At 61.1% G+C, this 15,921-nt stretch carries 20 protein-coding genes and 1 pseudogene; 6 read left to right on the top strand and 15 right to left on the bottom strand.

The features are described from left to right. Together C5L13_RS04500 and C5L13_RS04495 are read left to right on the top strand one after the other, a co-directional pair. A pseudogene (locus C5L13_RS04500) lies at window positions 1-112 on the top strand (IS630 family transposase); the annotation flags it as partial. Window positions 113-145: 33 nt separating this feature from the next. Beyond that, window positions 146-1,321: an MFS transporter gene (locus C5L13_RS04495; RefSeq protein WP_342588152.1), complete on the top strand. Its 1,176-nt coding sequence runs from the start codon at window positions 146-148 to the stop codon at window positions 1,319-1,321. 6 nt (window positions 1,322-1,327) lie between these two features. On the opposite strand, the gene recO is transcribed toward C5L13_RS04495, so the two are convergent. Beyond that, window positions 1,328-2,080, bottom strand: coding sequence for a DNA repair protein RecO (gene recO / locus C5L13_RS04490; protein WP_105382001.1), 753 nt, complete (start codon window positions 2,078-2,080; stop codon window positions 1,328-1,330). Between the two features lie 188 nt (window positions 2,081-2,268). Between recO and C5L13_RS04485 the strand changes: the two genes are divergently transcribed. After that, a complete protein-coding gene (locus C5L13_RS04485) occupies window positions 2,269-2,661 on the top strand; it encodes a hypothetical protein (RefSeq protein WP_105382000.1) in 393 nt (130 codons plus the stop codon). 7 nt (window positions 2,662-2,668) lie between these two features. Here C5L13_RS04485 and C5L13_RS04480 read toward each other — a convergent pair whose 3' ends face one another. From C5L13_RS04480 to C5L13_RS04450, 7 genes are all read right to left on the bottom strand, one after another. Beyond that, window positions 2,669-3,181 carry a PAS domain-containing protein gene (locus C5L13_RS04480; RefSeq protein ID WP_105381999.1) on the bottom strand — a complete coding sequence of 171 codons (513 nt, stop codon included), beginning with the start codon at window positions 3,179-3,181 and terminating at the stop codon, window positions 2,669-2,671. A 96-nt stretch (window positions 3,182-3,277) separates the two neighbouring features. Further along, the gene (gene era / locus C5L13_RS04475) at window positions 3,278-4,216 is read right to left on the bottom strand and encodes a GTPase Era (RefSeq protein WP_105382087.1); all 939 of its coding nucleotides are present in this window, start codon (window positions 4,214-4,216) and stop codon (window positions 3,278-3,280) included. 9 nt (window positions 4,217-4,225) lie between these two features. Continuing rightward, window positions 4,226-4,939, bottom strand: a complete 714-nt coding sequence (gene rnc, locus C5L13_RS04470) for a ribonuclease III (protein WP_205836810.1) — start codon at window positions 4,937-4,939, stop codon at window positions 4,226-4,228. Continuing rightward, complete coding sequence (gene lepB, locus C5L13_RS04465) at window positions 4,939-5,688, bottom strand: signal peptidase I (RefSeq protein ID WP_105382085.1); 750 nt, start codon at window positions 5,686-5,688, stop codon at window positions 4,939-4,941. Before lepB ends, rnc begins: the two co-directional genes overlap by 1 nt. An 89-nt stretch (window positions 5,689-5,777) precedes the next feature. After that, the gene (gene acpS, locus C5L13_RS04460; RefSeq protein WP_105381998.1) at window positions 5,778-6,182 is read right to left on the bottom strand and encodes a holo-ACP synthase; all 405 of its coding nucleotides are present in this window, start codon (window positions 6,180-6,182) and stop codon (window positions 5,778-5,780) included. Window positions 6,183-6,213: 31 nt separating this feature from the next. Continuing rightward, complete coding sequence (locus tag C5L13_RS04455) at window positions 6,214-6,774, bottom strand: DUF2062 domain-containing protein (protein WP_105381997.1); 561 nt, start codon at window positions 6,772-6,774, stop codon at window positions 6,214-6,216. Between the two features lie 220 nt (window positions 6,775-6,994). Further along, window positions 6,995-7,150, bottom strand: coding sequence for a DUF3563 family protein (locus C5L13_RS04450; protein ID WP_105381996.1), 156 nt, complete (start codon window positions 7,148-7,150; stop codon window positions 6,995-6,997). 264 nt (window positions 7,151-7,414) lie between these two features. Here C5L13_RS04450 and C5L13_RS04445 point away from each other — a divergent pair, with 264 nt between their 5' ends. Further along, a complete protein-coding gene (locus C5L13_RS04445) occupies window positions 7,415-7,651 on the top strand; it encodes a hypothetical protein (RefSeq protein WP_105381995.1) in 237 nt (78 codons plus the stop codon). Between the two features lie 24 nt (window positions 7,652-7,675). Here the strand turns inward: C5L13_RS04445 and C5L13_RS04440 are convergent, their stop codons facing one another. Continuing rightward, window positions 7,676-9,889 carry a RelA/SpoT family protein gene (locus C5L13_RS04440; RefSeq protein WP_105381994.1) on the bottom strand — a complete coding sequence of 738 codons (2,214 nt, stop codon included), beginning with the start codon at window positions 9,887-9,889 and terminating at the stop codon, window positions 7,676-7,678. 158 nt (window positions 9,890-10,047) lie between these two features. Further along, the gene (gene rpoZ, locus C5L13_RS04435; protein WP_105381993.1) at window positions 10,048-10,455 is read right to left on the bottom strand and encodes a DNA-directed RNA polymerase subunit omega; all 408 of its coding nucleotides are present in this window, start codon (window positions 10,453-10,455) and stop codon (window positions 10,048-10,050) included. A 289-nt stretch (window positions 10,456-10,744) separates the two neighbouring features. Here rpoZ and C5L13_RS04430 point away from each other — a divergent pair, with 289 nt between their 5' ends. Together C5L13_RS04430 and C5L13_RS04425 are read left to right on the top strand one after the other, a co-directional pair. Beyond that, window positions 10,745-11,320: a LabA-like NYN domain-containing protein gene (locus C5L13_RS04430; protein WP_105381992.1), complete on the top strand. Its 576-nt coding sequence runs from the start codon at window positions 10,745-10,747 to the stop codon at window positions 11,318-11,320. 72 nt (window positions 11,321-11,392) lie between these two features. Continuing rightward, the gene (locus tag C5L13_RS04425) at window positions 11,393-12,454 is read left to right on the top strand and encodes a bifunctional transcriptional activator/DNA repair enzyme AdaA (RefSeq protein ID WP_105381991.1); all 1,062 of its coding nucleotides are present in this window, start codon (window positions 11,393-11,395) and stop codon (window positions 12,452-12,454) included. Window positions 12,455-12,512: 58 nt separating this feature from the next. On the opposite strand, the gene arr is transcribed toward C5L13_RS04425, so the two are convergent. The 5 genes from arr to dapA all read right to left on the bottom strand — a co-directional run bounded on the left by arr (window position 12,513) and on the right by dapA (window position 15,856). Beyond that, window positions 12,513-12,926 carry an NAD(+)--rifampin ADP-ribosyltransferase gene (gene arr, locus C5L13_RS04420; protein ID WP_105381990.1) on the bottom strand — a complete coding sequence of 138 codons (414 nt, stop codon included), beginning with the start codon at window positions 12,924-12,926 and terminating at the stop codon, window positions 12,513-12,515. 60 nt (window positions 12,927-12,986) lie between these two features. Beyond that, window positions 12,987-13,952, bottom strand: coding sequence for a lysylphosphatidylglycerol synthase transmembrane domain-containing protein (locus C5L13_RS04415; RefSeq protein WP_105381989.1), 966 nt, complete (start codon window positions 13,950-13,952; stop codon window positions 12,987-12,989). Between the two features lie 63 nt (window positions 13,953-14,015). Then, window positions 14,016-14,300, bottom strand: coding sequence for a WYL domain-containing protein (locus C5L13_RS04410; RefSeq protein ID WP_105381988.1), 285 nt, complete (start codon window positions 14,298-14,300; stop codon window positions 14,016-14,018). A gap of 73 nt (window positions 14,301-14,373) precedes the next feature. Beyond that, window positions 14,374-14,850, bottom strand: coding sequence for an SsrA-binding protein SmpB (gene smpB, locus C5L13_RS04405; RefSeq protein ID WP_105381987.1), 477 nt, complete (start codon window positions 14,848-14,850; stop codon window positions 14,374-14,376). 121 nt (window positions 14,851-14,971) lie between these two features. Further along, window positions 14,972-15,856 (bottom strand): 4-hydroxy-tetrahydrodipicolinate synthase, encoded by an 885-nt coding sequence (dapA, locus tag C5L13_RS04400; protein ID WP_105381986.1) that lies wholly within the window; start codon window positions 15,854-15,856, stop codon window positions 14,972-14,974. Between the last annotated feature and the right edge of the window lie 65 nt (window positions 15,857-15,921).

Here is a 15,921-nt window from a genome sequence, read left to right as displayed (position 1 = left end):
GGCAGAGCGAAAGATTGATGCTTTGTGGGATGCAGTAGGCGCTTTGGTTCCCTGCTTCACACCCTCAGAATGCGCGAACTACTTCAGAGCTGCCGGATATGACCCGGATTGAACAGGATCTGCTCTAATCATCACCGCAGGCGCGCTGATCGCGATGCTGACCTTCGGCCCGCGCTCGGCCATGGGCTTCTTCCAGCTTCCGATGCTGCAGGATACCGGCTGGGACCGCTCGACCTTCGGTCTTGCGATGGCGATCCAGAACCTCTGCTGGGGCCTCAGCCAGCCCTTCTTCGGCGCGCTCGCCGACAAATACGGCACGGGCCGCGTCCTTACCATGTCGGGCGTACTCTATGCCGCCGGCCTCATTCTCATGGCCAATGCCAGCGCGCCCGTCTGGCTTCATATCGGCGGCGGCGTGCTGATCGGCATGGCGATCGGCGCCGGCTCCTTCAGCGTCATCCTTTCCGCCTTTGCGCGCAACGTGACGCCGGAGCAGCGCTCGATGGCCTTCGGCATCGGCACGGCGGCCGGTTCGGCCGGCATGTTTCTGTTTGCGCCGCTGAGCCAGGCGCTGATCAGCAATTTCGGCTGGTCCGACAGCCTGGTCTATATGTCTGTCATGATGCTGGTCGTGCCGCTGCTTGCCTTTCCATTGCGCGGCAATGCAAACTCGGGAAGCCAGTCGCACAGCCAGTTCCAGCAATCGGTGAGTGCTGCCCTGAAGGAAGCCTTCGGCCATCAGAGCTACCTGCTGCTCACGGCCGGCTTCTTCGTCTGCGGCTTCCAGGTCGCCTTCATCACCGCCCATTTCCCGGCCTATCTCGGGGATATCGGCATCGATGCGCGTTATTCGGTGATCGCCATGGCGCTGATCGGCTTCTTCAACATCATCGGCTCGCTCGGCGCCGGCTTTATCGGCCAGCGCTATTCGAAGCCCTATTTCCTCGCTTACATCTATATCGGCCGGTCGATCGCGGTGACCGCGTTCCTCATCCTGCCGCAGACGCCGACGACCGTGATCGTCTTCGCGATCGTCATGGGGCTGCTGTGGCTTTCCACCGTGCCGCCGACCAACGGGCTTGTCGCCATCATGTTCGGCACGCGCCATCTCGGCCTCCTCGGCGGCATCGTTTTCCTGTCGCACCAGGTCGGCTCGTTCCTCGGCGTCTGGATGGGGGGCTATCTCTACGACCGCTTCGGCTCCTACGACCCGGTCTGGTGGCTGGGCGTCGGGCTCGGCATCTTCGCCGCGGTCGTGCACTGGCCGATCCAGGAAAAGGCGGTCGACCGGCCGATGCCGGCTGCCCAGCCGGCCGAATAAGGAAGATCAGCCGGCCTGTCGCTCGGCTGACTGGGACAGGGCTTTCAGCGCCGCCTGCACGAAACCGTCGCGGGCGGCGTTTTCCGTCAGGCCTCGGGGCTCATAGACGTGCCGGTGCAGGAAAAAGGCGGTGAGACGGAAGGCTGCCGCCATGCTTTCGCGGTCCGCCGCCTTCGCCGCGCCGTCGCCGAGGAAGCCGGGCAGAGCCAGCATGCGGTCGGCATAGGGCGCGCCCGCGGCGCGCGAGACGGCGCGGCCGGTCTTTGGCGAGACATAGACGAGATCCTCCGCAATCCCGGTGGCGGCGCATTCGGTCAGGTCGAGGCCGAAGCCGAGATCGTTCAGGACCGCCAGTTCGAAGCGCACGAAGAGTTCGCCGGCATCGGCAGGATCGTCCAGCGCGTCGAGTATGATATCCAGCGCCTCGAAGAGATGCGGATGGGGATCCCGCTCGGGCAGCAGCCGCAGCAGCGCGCCCATGGCCTGCACGCCATAGACGGCGGTCGCCGTCTCCATCAGCTTCGCGGCTCTCAGGCGCACCGGCTCCAGTTTGAACTCGCCGAGATGTTCATCGAGACGCGCACGCCAGACCGCCTCCACCCGGTTTCCGGGCTGCAGCACCGGCTGCATGGCGCGCGAGCGACCGGAACGGACAAGCCCCATATGCCGGCCGCGCTCGCGCGTCATCAGTTCGGCGATGACACTCGTCTCGCCGTGGCGCTTGACGCCGATGATGATGCCTTCGTCCTGCCACTGCATGTGCCGCTTCAACATCCTTCCAATGTGATTCAGTTCTATCCGATAAGTGCTTCAGACTGAATCGGTTTCTGGAACGTACCCTCTTGCGGGAAGTTGCGGTTTCAGCCGTCTTGCCTGGAACAAATCGGGCTCCATTTGGATTCCTGTGCGAAATTTTCGACCTCAAGTCATAAAGCCCGGGAGCCCTTATGAAAAACGTCCTTCTTGCCGCACTGGCCGCTTTGCCGGCCACCGTTCTCCTTGCCTCTCCCGCCGCCGCCCAATCGCCGCAGCTGGAACAGGCCTGCGTGACGGTCGCCAAGAATTTCCTGCTGGTGCCGAACGTCAAGACCGGCATCGTGCAATCCTACCCGGAACTCGACCCACCGGGCGCAAGGCTTACCTATTCCACGCGCGAAGATGCCAAGCCGACCGATTTCAACAACGAGATCGAATGCGAGTTCGACAAGCCGCAGCCGCCGTTCAATCTCCTGCGCTTCTGCATTTCCGACACATGTTATGGCCCCAACGAGCAGGAGCAGCAGAACCGCCGGCGTTACCAGGAGGTCAAGGCGCTGATGGACCGGCAGCAGAAGAAGTGAGGGCTCCTCAAAACTCTTTCTTGCCGCCGATCACATTCAGCGCAGAGGAGAGATAACGCGCCGCGAGCGTATGACGGCGTCTCGTGGCGATGCGGAGGGCAGCCCGGCAATGGCTTTCCAGCGGGTCGCCCTCCGACGGGTTGAGCGACGACCGGAGCGTGACCGTGCCGCTGTAGATCGAAGGAACCCCCTCCACATCCCGCAAGCAACGGCCGTTCGCGGTTACGGAAATCTTGCGACCATCGGGATGAGTAAGGCGATATTCGGCCTGATAAGGCAGGCCGGTGATGATCGCGTCATGGATCGCCTTGGCGACCCGCTGCTTGTCGCCCTCGTCGATATACCGGATGACCAGCTCGATCGGCGCGCCTTCCACCAGGTCATCAAGGGGCACACAGAATATATCGGCGATGACCTCATCGCCGTAGACCCTGTTTTCCGGGACGCTCCAACTATAAAAACCGACTGAACAGATTGCGTCCATCTCGGCGTTGCCGTCGAAGAATCCAATGTCAGCCATTCACGGACCTCTCGCTGTTTGCGACAGGGTGACGCGCAGCCCGCACTTTAGCAATAGCTTTTTATAATCGTTCCAGGAAAGCCGCCGAAAATCCGCTCAACTTTTCGGGAAATCCAGCCCCATCTCGCGGAAACGCTCCGGATCGTCACCCCAGTTTTCCCGAACCTTGACGAACAGGAAGAGGTGGACCGGCTGCTCGAGGATTTCGGAAATCTCCTTGCGGGAGGCCGTGGAGATCGCCTTGATGGCATCGCCGTTCTTGCCGAGGGCGATCTTCTTCTGGCTGTCGCGCTCCACATAGATGACCTGTTCGATGCGGACCGAACCGTCCTTGCGCTCCTCCCATTTCTCCGTCTCGACGTGGGAGGCGTAGGGAAGCTCCTGATGCAGGCGCAGGAACAGTTTTTCGCGGGTGATTTCGGCAGCGAGCTGACGCATCGGCAGGTCGGAGATCTGATCCTCCGGATAATACCAGGGACCTTCCGGCAGGGTTTCGGCGAGATAGTCCATCAGGTCGTCGCAGCCGGAACCGGTCGTGGCCGAGACCATGAAGGTGCGCTCGAAGGCGACCGCCTCGTTGGCTGTAGCGGCAAGCTTAAGGAGATCCTCGTGGCGGACGCGGTCGATCTTGTTCAGCACCAGGATCTTCGGTTGATGGACCTCTTTCAGGCCTTCCAGGATCGCTTCGGCATCGCCGCGGATGCCGCGTTCGCTGTCGATCAGGAGCAGGATCAGGTCGGCGTCCTTCGCCCCGCCCCAGGCGGATGTCACCATGGCGCGGTCGAGCCGGCGGCGCGGCTTGAAGATGCCGGGCGTATCCATGAAAACGATCTGGGCGTTGTTGTGGATGGCGATGCCGCGCACGATGGCGCGCGTCGTCTGCACCTTGTGGCTGACGATCGAAACCTTGGCGCCGACGAGCCGGTTGAGCAGCGTCGATTTGCCGGCATTGGTCGGGCCGATCAATGCCACGAAGCCGGAATGGGTCGCGCCGATTTCTTTTTCGTCAGCGGTGATGTTGTCGTTTTCGCTCATCTTGTCCAATCATTCTCCGGCGGGCTTCTGCCACACGCCTTCACGTTCGAGCATCTTGGTCGCGGCGACCTGTTCGGCAGCGCGTTTGGAGCGATCGACGCCCGTTTCCGGCGCCACTCCCGTCACTTCCACCGTGACCGTGAAGCGCGGATCGTGGTCCGGCCCCGACCGGTCGTCGACGCGATAGGAAGGCGTCAGGCCGAACCTGGCATGCGCCCATTCCTGCAATTCGGTCTTGGCGTCGCGCCGCGCACCGTCGGCGCGGGCGGCGCGGCCTTCCCAATACCTGAGGATGAAGCCGCGCGCGGCTTCAAGCCCCCCATCGAGATAGAGCGCGGCAATCATGCTTTCCACCACATCGGCGCGAACATTCATCATTCGCTTGCCGGTGAGCTTCTTGACGTCGGCGCCGGTGCGGATGAAGCGGTGCAGTTCCAGCTCATCGGCCACATGCGCGCAGCTCTCGGCGCTGACGAGCTGATTGAGCCTCACCGAAAGCTCGCCTTCGGTCGCCGACCGGAAGGTCTTGAACAGAAGCTCGGCGACACAGAGGCCGAGCACCCGATCGCCCAGGAACTCCAGCCGCTCGTAATTTGCGCCTTTGGCCGAACCGGTGCTCGCATGGGTGAGCGCCCGGTCCAGCCATTGCTTGTCAGCGAATTCATGGCCGATCACTTTTTCAAGCTGGCCGCGATCCTCCGCCGAAAGCGCCTTGGCCTTCATCACCGAACGACCTTGAAGAGCCGATCCCAGCGCATGTTCGTCGGCCATTTCCAGATTTCGCGGAACGAGGTGTCGTTACCGAGCGAGAAGAAAATGATGCTGGCGCGGCCGACCAGATTTTCGGCAGGCACCATGCCGACGTCGAAGCGGCTGTCGAGGGAATTGTCGCGGTTGTCGCCCATGAAGAAGTAGTGCCCTTCGGGAACCGTGAATTCCTGCGTGTTGTCGCCGCGCGAGACCGGCGAATGATCAAGCGTGTCGTAGGTGACGCCCGATTCGAGAGTCTCGCGGAAGACCGGCACATTGGTGCCCGGATCGAGGCTGTAGTCGGAGGTGAAGGTACCGTCACCCTGCTTCGGCACGGGCTTGCCATTGATCAGAAGCACGCCGTCAGTGACCTGCACCTTGTCGCCGGGCAGGCCGATCAGGCGCTTGATGTAGTCCACATCCGGATGGCTCGGCAGGCGGAAGACGATCACGTCGCCGCGCTCAGGCTCGCTGAACTGGAAGATGCGGCCCGAAAACAGGCTCGGCGAGAACGGCAGCGAATACTTCGAATAACCGTAGGCGAACTTGTTGACGAAGATATAGTCGCCCACGAGCAGGGTCGGCATCATCGAGCCGGAGGGAATGGTGAAGGGCTGGAAGAGGACGGTGCGGATCACCATCGCCAGCAGCAAAGCCTGGATAATGACCTTGATATTTTCCCAAAGGCTGTTCTGCGGCTTGGTCTGGGCTTTTTCGGACACGTTCAAAGTTCTTTCTCTTTCCAGCAAAGTGCCGCTTTCTAACCCCTTCACGGGGCGGCGGCAATGGCTGATGGGTAACGGGTGGCAGATCAGCCGGCCAGAGGTCTCGCCTCGATGACCACGAAGGCCTGGGCGTAAGGGTATTCATCGGTGATGGTGATGTGGATGATGGGTTCGTGACCTGCCGGTATCATCTCGGCGAGGCGCTCCGACGCGCCGCCGGTGAGCACCATGGTCGGCTTGCCGCCCGGGAGATTGACGACACCCATGTCCCTCCAGAACACGCCCTGGGCCATGCCGGTGCCGAGCGCCTTGGAACAGGCCTCCTTGGCGGCGAAACGCTTGGCATAGGATGCAGCCCGGTTCTGGCGGCGGTCAGATTTCGTGCGCTCGATTTCGGTAAAACAGCGATGGGTGAAGCGCTCGCCGAACCGCTCGATCGATTTTTCGACTCGACGGATGTCAATCAGGTCGCTGCCTATGCCGATGATCATGAAATTCTTCCTTCGTGCGCTCGGTGGCGTTTTACACTGACTTGAGCGTTCCGGCCCGCGCCGTCAAGCGTTGCCGGCGACGGTTGCGGAAGCTGCGCACAGCCCAATAGGTCACGGCATAGAAGAAAAGCCCCGAGAGAACCCCCGGCGGCAGCGAGCCGATCAACATCGGCTCCAGGATCGGCCGCCAGAGCTGCGACAGGTCGAGGTGGTGGAAAAGCGCGCCGAGATCCAGGCGGTCATGGCCGGCGGCTTCGTTGCCGAGCATGACTTCGCCGATCTTCCAGGTGAGCGGCCAGATGATGGGACAGGTGATCGGATTGGCGAATGTCGTGCCGAGCGCCGCGGCGATGACGCTGCCGCCGAGCAAATAGGCGATCGGGATCGCGAGGAGCATGTGAAGCCCGAGAAACGGCGTCCAGGCGCTTACCACGCCGACCGCAAGGCCGGCAGCGACCGCGTGCGGCGATCCGCCGATCCGCATCACCTTCAGGCGATAATAATCGAGGCTGCGGCGAAAACCCTTGGTCGGCAGAACTGCGCGAAGCAGTCTGTCACGAAATCCGAGCGGGGTGCGGCGGCGGAATGGCATCGGGTGTTATCATCGTTCGGCGGCACGGGACACAGTCCCTCACGCCGCGGCAATCTTCGGATCAATTTACGGCCATAGCCGAAGCCGAAGATGATGGCGAAAGTTGGCCGCTCGCGCCTGGGCATTCCTGCGGAAGCGATCCGAATGCCGGGCGCATCGTCTGCGGATGCGCAGATCTGCAAACCGCGCGGCACTTTCCGCGCGGACGACGGGCAGGCTGTTAGAAGCCGGACTTGCGGAACATGCCGCGGTCGATCTGGCGCATACGGTATTCGAGGTCGATCCGGTCGCGGGCTTCGTTCAGATAGGCGACTTCACGGTCCTGGGTTGTGGGAACGCGGAAGGCGCGGGCGAATTTGCGAACTGAGTCAAACATGATTGTTTCTTCTTTCTCTCTCATATTGCACTGCAGCAATATAAGATGCGCGCTGACGTTTTACCAACGCGGGAACCGCTGATCAGCCTTGCGCCGGAAGCATGGCGGATAGCTGGGCGGATTGAAAAATGGGCAACGGATAACGAGCCGGCAGCAAAGGCCACCCTTCGAACATTCGACATCTCCCGCAAAACCGTGCCTACTCCCCACTCGCGCGTCTTTCCGCTATACTGGTCGGGCGGGGTCCAAAGGAGGTGGACTCAGGTGTCGACGATTGTTTTTGGATCAATCCTGTTCGTTGCCGGATTGCTGTACCTGTTTCGTGGAGCCCTGGCTCGTCGCCGGCTCAGCGAGCCGCATCGTTCCGGCCAGGGCGACACGAAGCCGACCCTGGAACCCCGACATCAGGGCGTCGGTTTCCTGAGCCTCAGTAGGAACTGGCCGGGTGTGGCGATGATGGCTGTCGGAGCCATCCTCCTGATTTCCGGAGCCTATGCCTAGCAGAGAGCCTTAGCCGGGGACGCCTCAGTCATACACCCGCTTCAAATTCGCGACGCAGTCGAGTTCCTTCAACTGCAAGAGAAGCTGGTTGAGCTGCCGCAGGTCCCAGACCTCGACCTCCATGCTGATCTCGGAGAAATCGGCGGCGCGGTTGCTGCCCATCGCCAGCGTGCGGATATTAATGTCGAGACGGGCGATCGTCTGAGTGACGGTCGCAAGCGTGCCGGGCTCGTTCAGTGTGTTGACCTCGATCTTTGCAGAAAACCGCGACTTGTTCGCCTCGTCGAGGTCCCAGCGCACGTCGATCCACCGCTCCGGCTGGTCATCGAAACGCTGCAGGGCAGAAGCCTGGATCGGATAGATGGTGATCGCCTTGTCCGTTTCCATGATGCCGACGATGCGGTCGCCGGGTACAGCGCCGCTTGGCGCGAACCGGACTTCCATATTGCCGGACAGGCCGCGGATCGGCAGCGGATCCAGTCCGGCCTCGATTTCCTCCGGCGCGACGGCCCTCTGGTTCGGCAGCTTGAAGATCATGCCGGAGGCGCTGCGCATGTTGAACCAGCCGTCATCGGCAGGCTTCACGGTGACGCGCTCGTCCTTGTAATCCGGGAAGACGGCGCGCAGCACGTCGAGCGAGGAGAGCTCGCCGCGTCCGACGGCGGCGATCGCATCCTCGACATCCTTGTATGCCAGCCGATGGAGCGCCGGCTTCAAAGCCTCGCGGGAGAAAACCTTGCCGGTGCGCTCGAAAGTGCGCTCCAGGATCCGGTGCCCGAGGCCCGCATATTGCTTGCGAATCGCCATGCGGGTGGCACGACGGATGGCCGAGCGCGCCTTGCCGGTGACGACGATTTCCTCCCAGGCGGCAGGCGGCACCTGCACGCCGGAGCGGATGATTTCCACTTCGTCGCCGTTGTTGAGCCTGGTCACGAGCGGCATGATCCGGCCGTTGATCTTGGCTCCGACGGTGGTGTCGCCGATATTGGTGTGCACCGCATAGGCGAAATCGATCGGGGTGGCGCCGCGCGGCAGCGCAATCAGCTTCCCCTTGGGCGTGAAACAGAAGACCTGATCCTGGAAGAGTTCGAGCTTGGTATGCTCCAGGAATTCCTCGGGGCTGTCGCCTTCGGCAAGCGATTCGATCGTATGGCGCAGCCAGGAATAGGCGTTCGATTCCCTCGGAAGGAGTTCTCCGCCCTTGCCGTCCTTGTAAAGGGCGTGGGCGGCAATACCGTATTCGGCGATCTCCTGCATGAGTTGCGTGCGGATCTGCAGCTCGATGCGCTGGCGCGACGGGCCGACGATCGTCGTATGGATGGAGCGGTAGTCGTTCTGCTTCGGATTGGAGATATAATCCTTGAAGCGGCCCGGCACCACGCGCCATCGGGTGTGGACGATGCCGAGCGCGCGGTAGCAGGACGGGACATTGTCGACGATGATGCGGAAGCCGTACACGTCGGAGAGCTGCTCGAACGAGAGCGACTTCGACTGCATCTTGCGGAACACCGAATAGGGCTTCTTCTGCCGCCCCTTGACATAGGTGTCGGTGAGCCCGTTGGCGATCAGCAGCTCGCGCAGTTCGTCCTCGATCTTCTTGATCAGGCCCTCGTTGCGCGCCTCCAGATCCACGAGCCGTTTGGTGACGGTCTCGTAGGCCTCCGGATTCATGTAGCGGAAGGACAGATCCTCCAGCTCGTCGCGCATGTCCTGCATACCCATGCGGCCGGCAAGCGGCGCATAGATGTCCATCGTCTCTTCCGAAATGCGCGCCTTCTGCTCCGCCTTCATGTGCTCGAGCGTGCGCATGTTGTGCAGCCGGTCGGCGAGCTTGACGAGAAGGACGCGCACGTCGTCGGAGATGGCGAGCAGCAGCTTGCGAAGGTTTTCCGCCTGCTTCGCCTTCTTCGACACCAGGTCGAGCCGCTTCAGCTTGGTGAGCCCTTCGACCAGCCGGCCGATATCCTCGCCGAACAGTTCGTCGATCTCGGCACGGGTGGCGGTGGTATCCTCGATGGTATCGTGCAGAAGCGCGACGGCGATGGTCGACTCGTCGAGATGCATGTCGGTCAGGATGGCGGCGACTTCCAGCGGATGGGAAATATAGGGATCGCCGCTGGCGCGCTTCTGCTGGCCATGCTTCTGCATGGCATAGACATAGGCCTTGTTGAGCAGAGCTTCGTTGGCGTCGGGTTTATACTTCTGAACCCGCTCCACGAGCTCGTATTGCCGCATCATCCTGAAAAATGTCCTCGATACCGCTTCAGTGCCCGCAAATGGGCGCCGGACGAAAAGAAAATGGCGCGCCAACCGTGAAGATTGGCGCAGCCATCATAAAACATTCAAGCAGATTAGGGCGAGAGAATGAACGAAAACTTGCTAAGCGAATGTTTCGCTTAGTAATCGTCGCTCTTTTCCGGCGGCACGAGGCCTTCGATGCCGGCGAGCAGTTCTTCTTCCGACATCTGATCGAAAGTAACGGTCTCCGGAAGATCCACGTCCTCGTCGCGGTCGGATGCCACGGCAACGCCGCCGGCAGCGATCAGCGAAGCCGGATCGGGCTCCGGCTCGTCCACTTCGACGTGCTTCTGCAACGAGTGGATGAGGTCTTCCTTGAGGTCGTCGGGGGAAAGCGTCTCGTCGGCGATTTCCCGAAGGGCGACAACCGGATTCTTGTCATTGTCGCGGTCGATCGTGATCGAAGCACCCTGGGAAATCTGGCGGGCGCGGTGGCTCGCGAGCAGAACCAGCTCGAAACGATTATCGACTTTGTCAATGCAATCTTCTACTGTGACACGGGCCATTGCCTGTCCTTTGGGTCATGGATTTTCGGAATTGATACGCCCGATACAGCCATTGCACGGCAAATTCAAGTTTTTCCTGACCCAGTCTTCGTTTCCCCCCGCCGATGACTCCTGGGGGCGACAGCCCGATTCAACCGCAAGCTGCTTGGATTATTGCGAATCGTGCCATAAATGACAGTTATATGAATAGTTCTTAATGTAGTGGATTATTCGGGAGGTTTGGTTCAAAAATATTGACCAAAGCTCTGCCTGCCAAGCAGGTTTATAAGAACAAGGGGATGGAGACCATATGTTTGACCCAAGGGAGAAGATTGCTCTCTTTATTGACGGCGCCAATCTTTACGCTGCCTCGAAAAGCCTCGGCTTCGATATAGACTATCGCAAACTGTTGAAGGCTTTCCAGAAACGCGGCTATCTCCTCCGGGCCTATTACTACACCGCCCTGATCGAAGACCAGGAATATTCCTCCATCCGTCCGCTGATCGACTGGCTCGACTACAACGGCTACAAGGTCATCACCAAGCCTGCCAAGGAATTCACCGATTCCATGGGGCGCCGGAAGGTCAAGGGCAACATGGACATCGAACTGGCGATCGACGCCATGGAACAGTCCGAAACCGTCGACCACCTCGTGCTGTTTTCCGGCGACGGCGATTTCACCACGCTGGTGGAAGCCCTGCAGCGCAGGGGCCGCAAGGTTTCGGTCGTCTCGACCATGCAGACGCAGCCGCCGATGATCGCCGACGACCTGCGCCGCCAGGCCGACCACTTCATCGACCTGATGACGCTCAAGGCCGAAGTCGGCCGCGACCCTTCCGAACGCCCTCCGCGGCCGACGGAACCGGCTGAACACGTCGATCTCTGAGCGAGCCAGAAAAGAGGAATAGGCGCCCGTTTTTCGGCGGCGCCTTTTTCAATTCCAGGTTAGAAAAGTGCCATGCTTTTCGAACGCCCCAACGACGACATTCTCTACGATGCGCTGGTCGCCCGCGACGCAGCCTATGAGGGTTTTGCCTGGGCAGCGGTGAGGACGACCGGCATCTTCTGCCGCCTCACCTGCCCTGCCCGCAAGCCGAAGCGGAAGAACACCACCTTCTACGACACGATCGCCCAGTGCCTGGAGGCAGGCTTCCGCCCCTGCAGCCGCTGCCGCCCGATGCTGAAGCTCGGAGAGGCCGATCCGATGGTCACCCGGCTTGTTCAGGCGCTCGACGCGGAGCCGCACCGCCGCTGGGGCGAGGATGACGTTGCCGCTCTCGGCATCGATCCCTCGACCGCCCGCCGCGCCTTCAAGCGGCAGTTCGGGATGAGCTTCCTGGAGATCGCCCGGCTGAGGCGCATGGGGAAGGCTGCCGAGACGTTGACGTCGGGCGCCAGCGTCATCGATGCGCAGCTCGACGCGGGCTACGAATCCGGCAGCGGTTTCCGCAGCGCCGTGACCAGGCTCTTCGGAGCCGCTCCCGCCAACCTGCGCGACAAAGCGCTGCTCAGGGCCGACTGGATCGAGACACCGATCGGCCCGATGATGGCGATCGCCGACCAGCATGCACTCCATCTTCTCGAATTCGCCGAACGCAAAGCGCTGCCTGCGGAAATCAAGAAGCTTCAGACATTCACCGGAAGCGGCATCGCGATGGGACGGCATCCGCCGATCGACGAGATCGAGGCCGAACTCGGGGCATATTTCGCGGGCGAGGATCGCGGCTTCCGGACGAGGATTGCCGGCCATGGCTCGCCTTTCCAGCGGCAAATCTGGGCAGCACTCCGGGAGATTCCCGTCGGCGCGTCGCGCACCTATGGTGCGATTGCCGCAGGTCTCGGCCTACCCTCCTCCACCCGCGCGGTGGCAGGCGCCAATGGCGCGAACCAGCTCGCCATCGTCATCCCCTGCCACCGGGTTCTCGGCGCAGACGGCAGCCTGACGGGTTATGGCGGAGGATTGTGGCGGAAGCGCTGGCTTCTCGAACACGAGCGACGGATGGCGGTCAGGATTGGCTAGGTGCTCCAATCGTTCGGCGGTTCACTGCGCCAAAGCACCCGCCTTTCTGCCAAAACGGTCAGTCGATGATCGTGTTGGCTCCTTCGGCCGTGAGGCGGGCGAGCCCCTCCTTCATCTGCTGGACCTGTTCGGGCGAATGCCCCTGCCATCCGGTCACTTCGCCGATGACGCGTAGTGGTTCGCGGGATCGATAGGACAATGTGGGATTACCAGGGAACCTCTTGTCCGTCAGATTGGGGTCATCCTCGACCGTTCCGGTTGGCTCCACGACGTAGATGCGTTGCCGCTCGCCGCCCGCTGTAAGTTCAGCTCCCCAGATCGCGGCGTCCAAGGTCGCGGAAAAATAAACCCAGGACAGCGGATCAGCAATGAAGTTTGACCGATAGCCGACAAGAATCTGATCGCCGGGTTTCAAATCCGCCCGCGTGCCATGGAAGAAAGTTTGAACGAACATCGTGGCGCTGGCCGCCATGTATGCGAAATCCTTTTTATGCCTGCCGAATATTTCGCCTTGGGCAAGTCGCCAAAGCGATCAAACCGACGACGGGTCGCTCATCCGAAGCCGTTCCGTCGAAGACTGTTTTGCCTTCTTGGCGCGGAAGACGCCTTCGACGATCAGCGACAGCGGCAGTCCGATGAAAAACGGGATGAAGAAATAGATCACCCGGAAGGCGACGAGAGAGCCGATCGAGGCCTGGTCTCCCATGACGTGCCTCACCGTCGCCTCCAGCACGCCAAGACCGCCCGGCGCATGGGTGATGATGATCGCCAGATTGGCGAGCACGAACGCCGTTGCTGCCTTCAGGTAGCTGACATCAGCGGTTGCGGCCATAACTTCGCGAAGGCAAGCAGAGACCAGCGCGAAATTGATGGTGCCGATCACGACCTGAGCGACTGCGATCTGCCAGGTCGGCATCTGGAACGTCCAGGCGCGAATCTTCAAAGGCGTACGGAGGAACGCGGCGAGAGCGAGGTAAACCACCGTGGCGACGAGGCAGGCAACCCCTATCCCGACCACGGCGCTTTCACCTAGCCGCAATACGGCCGCCGCATCCTTCGGATTGATGACCAGGACTATTCCCGAGAGCACCATCATGCCAATGCCGACGGTGACGCCGGAGAGCAGCACGATCTTGGCGACATCCTCGGTATTCATGCCCCAATGGGCGTAATAGCGGTAACGCAAGGCGCCGCTGCTCAAGCCGGAAAGGCCGACGCTCTGACCGATCGACAAGCTGATGAAGGAGGCGAGCGCGATCTTCGGATAGGCGAGATCGTTCTTCACATACCGCACGCCGATCCAGTCGAAGCCGGTCAGACAGAGGTAAGAGCCGAACGCGAAGGCAAGCGCCGTTATCAGGTTGAAGGTCGGGATTGCCCTTATCGATTCGGTGATGTCGGAAGGGGAATATTCGCGGAAGGTGTAATAGAGCAGATATCCAGCCAGGCCGAAGCCGATCACCAGGGTAACGTAGGTCAGGATTTTCTTTCGCGTCATCGCCCGCTCGCTCACAGATGAAATCCAACGGGCCGCAGGGAATTTTGTTCCTATCGTGCCATCTCAGATGCGGTCGATGATGCGGGAAAAGGCCGGATCGTTGGGATTATATCCACGAGCCGTTCGGTGAAAGCCCTCATCCGTCGCGGCAAGCTCGCTGATGTCGTTCACATGGAAGAGCCGCCACCCGGCGCCGGTGCCGGAGATCTGCCAGCCGCTCAGCGCCAGTTCGTCGTGGCCGACATAACCCAGAATATGCGGCCGCACCCGGCGGGTTACGTCCTTGTAGCGCAGTTCGATGACTTTCCGCCGGTCGATGGCATCCTGGATGACGTGCCGATAATGCATGATCCACCTCGCACATCTCCACCAACGGATGGAAAACGACAAGGTTCACGGCATAGGCAAGCTCAGGCGTCGGTCAATTCGCCTTCAGAAGCCGCGACTTCTGCCGGTTCCAATCGCGTTCCTTCTCAGTCTCGCGCTTGTCGTGCAGCTTCTTGCCCTTGGCGAGCGCAAGCTCGAGCTTTGCCCTGCCCTTCTCGTTGAAATAGATCTTCAGCGGTACGAGCGTCATGCCCTCACGATTGATCGCCGCGCGCAGGCGGTTGATCTCGCGCTTGGAGAGCAGAAGCTTGCGGCGACGGCGCGGTTCGTGATTGAAGCGGTTTGCCTGGAGATATTCCGGCAGGTGCGAATTGATCAGCCAGATCTCCTCCCCTTCGTCGGAAGCGTAGGATTCAGCGATATTCGCCTTGCCCTCGCGCAGCGACTTCACCTCGGTTCCCGTCAGCACCAGACCAGCCTCATAGGTATCGATGATTTCGTAGTTGAAGCGGGCCTTGCGGTTTTCCGCGACAATCTTGTTTACCGTGTGCTGGCTGCCTTTGGGTGCCATGGGAGAGTTTCCGTTCCGCCCTTTATCTGAAAACAAATCCCCGCCCATGGGCGATGAGCGGGGTTCAAACTCTATCTAATGCGCGGGAGGCGAAATGTGAAGCGGCGGCGACTGCTTTGCCTCAGTTCAGGAGGCCCGCATGGCGCAGCGCCGCGTCGATCGCCGTCTCTGTCGCCGGCTCCAGCGTCGAGACGAGCGGCGAACGGACCATGCGGTTCATGCCGCGGATCTTGTGGAGACCGTATTTCGCGCCGCAGAGGCCGGGCTCCATGAAGATCGCCTTGTGAAGCGGCATCAGTCGGTCCTGATATTCGAGCGCCTTGGCATAATCGCCCGCAAGCGTTGCGGCCTGGAATTCCGCACAGAGACGCGGAGCGACATTTGCCGTCACCGAAATGCAGCCTACGCCGCCATGGGCATTGAAGCCGAGCGCACTCGCGTCTTCGCCGGACAGCTGGACGAAATCCTTGCCGCAGGTGATGCGCTGCTCGGAAACCCGCTCGATCTTGCCGGTCGCATCCTTGACGCCGACGATGTTCCTGTGCGCCTTGACGAGCGCCCCCATCGTCTCCGGCGACATGTCGATCACCGAGCGCGGCGGAATGTTGTAGATGATGATCGGCAGCTTCGTCGCTTCGGCAATCGCAGAGAAATGTGCGATCAGACCCTTCTGGGTCGGCTTGTTGTAGTAAGGCGTGACGACCAGGAGGGCATCGGCGCCAGCCTTTTCCGCATGCACCGCAAGTTCGACCGCTTCCCGCGTGTTGTTGGAGCCGGCGCCGGCAATGACGGGGACCCGCTTCTTCGCCACCTCTACGCAGAGCTCGACGACGCGCTTGTGTTCGTCATGCGACAAAGTGGGCGATTCACCAGTGGTGCCGACCGGCACCAGACCGCTGCTGCCTTCACCGATCTGCCATTCCACATGGGCGGCAAAGGCTGCCTCGTCCACCGCGCCTTCGGTGGTGAAGGGGGTGACGAGGGCGGGCATTGATCCCTTGAACATGCAAAAGCTCCCAATCGGCAGCCTTCCATTCTGCTGCCGTAATCCGTGACTATAAGGTCGCGCAC

This window comes from Neorhizobium alkalisoli (genome assembly GCF_002968635.1).
Taxonomy (GTDB): domain Bacteria; phylum Pseudomonadota; class Alphaproteobacteria; order Rhizobiales; family Rhizobiaceae; genus Neorhizobium; species Neorhizobium alkalisoli.
Note: the sequence above shows the minus strand (reverse complement) of the source record. Positions and strands in the feature narration are given on the sequence as shown.

Excerpts from the sequence above, each read along its gene's own strand:
- rpoZ (WP_105381993.1), bottom strand. The coding sequence starts at position 10,455 with ATGGCCCGTGTCACAGTAGAAGATTGCATTGACAAAGTCGATAATCGT.
- C5L13_RS04440 (WP_105381994.1), bottom strand. The coding sequence starts at position 9,889 with ATGATGCGGCAATACGAGCTCGTGGAGCGGGTTCAGAAGTATAAACCC.
- C5L13_RS04410 (WP_105381988.1), bottom strand. The coding sequence starts at position 14,300 with ATGCATTATCGGCACGTCATCCAGGATGCCATCGACCGGCGGAAAGTC.
- acpS (WP_105381998.1), bottom strand. The coding sequence starts at position 6,182 with ATGATCATCGGCATAGGCAGCGACCTGATTGACATCCGTCGAGTCGAA.
- smpB (WP_105381987.1), bottom strand. The coding sequence starts at position 14,850 with ATGGCACCCAAAGGCAGCCAGCACACGGTAAACAAGATTGTCGCGGAA.
- C5L13_RS04450 (WP_105381996.1), bottom strand. The coding sequence starts at position 7,150 with ATGTTTGACTCAGTTCGCAAATTCGCCCGCGCCTTCCGCGTTCCCACA.
- C5L13_RS04430 (WP_105381992.1), top strand. The coding sequence starts at position 10,745 with ATGTTTGACCCAAGGGAGAAGATTGCTCTCTTTATTGACGGCGCCAAT.
- arr (WP_105381990.1), bottom strand. The coding sequence starts at position 12,926 with ATGGCGGCCAGCGCCACGATGTTCGTTCAAACTTTCTTCCATGGCACG.
- C5L13_RS04455 (WP_105381997.1), bottom strand. The coding sequence starts at position 6,774 with ATGCCATTCCGCCGCCGCACCCCGCTCGGATTTCGTGACAGACTGCTT.
- dapA (WP_105381986.1), bottom strand. The coding sequence starts at position 15,856 with ATGTTCAAGGGATCAATGCCCGCCCTCGTCACCCCCTTCACCACCGAA.
- rnc (WP_205836810.1), bottom strand. The coding sequence starts at position 4,939 with ATGAAGGCCAAGGCGCTTTCGGCGGAGGATCGCGGCCAGCTTGAAAAA.
- era (WP_105382087.1), bottom strand. The coding sequence starts at position 4,216 with ATGAGCGAAAACGACAACATCACCGCTGACGAAAAAGAAATCGGCGCG.
- C5L13_RS04415 (WP_105381989.1), bottom strand. The coding sequence starts at position 13,952 with ATGACGCGAAAGAAAATCCTGACCTACGTTACCCTGGTGATCGGCTTC.
- recO (WP_105382001.1), bottom strand. The coding sequence starts at position 2,080 with ATGCAGTGGCAGGACGAAGGCATCATCATCGGCGTCAAGCGCCACGGC.
- C5L13_RS04425 (WP_105381991.1), top strand. The coding sequence starts at position 11,393 with ATGCTTTTCGAACGCCCCAACGACGACATTCTCTACGATGCGCTGGTC.
- C5L13_RS04485 (WP_105382000.1), top strand. The coding sequence starts at position 2,269 with ATGAAAAACGTCCTTCTTGCCGCACTGGCCGCTTTGCCGGCCACCGTT.
- C5L13_RS04480 (WP_105381999.1), bottom strand. The coding sequence starts at position 3,181 with ATGGCTGACATTGGATTCTTCGACGGCAACGCCGAGATGGACGCAATC.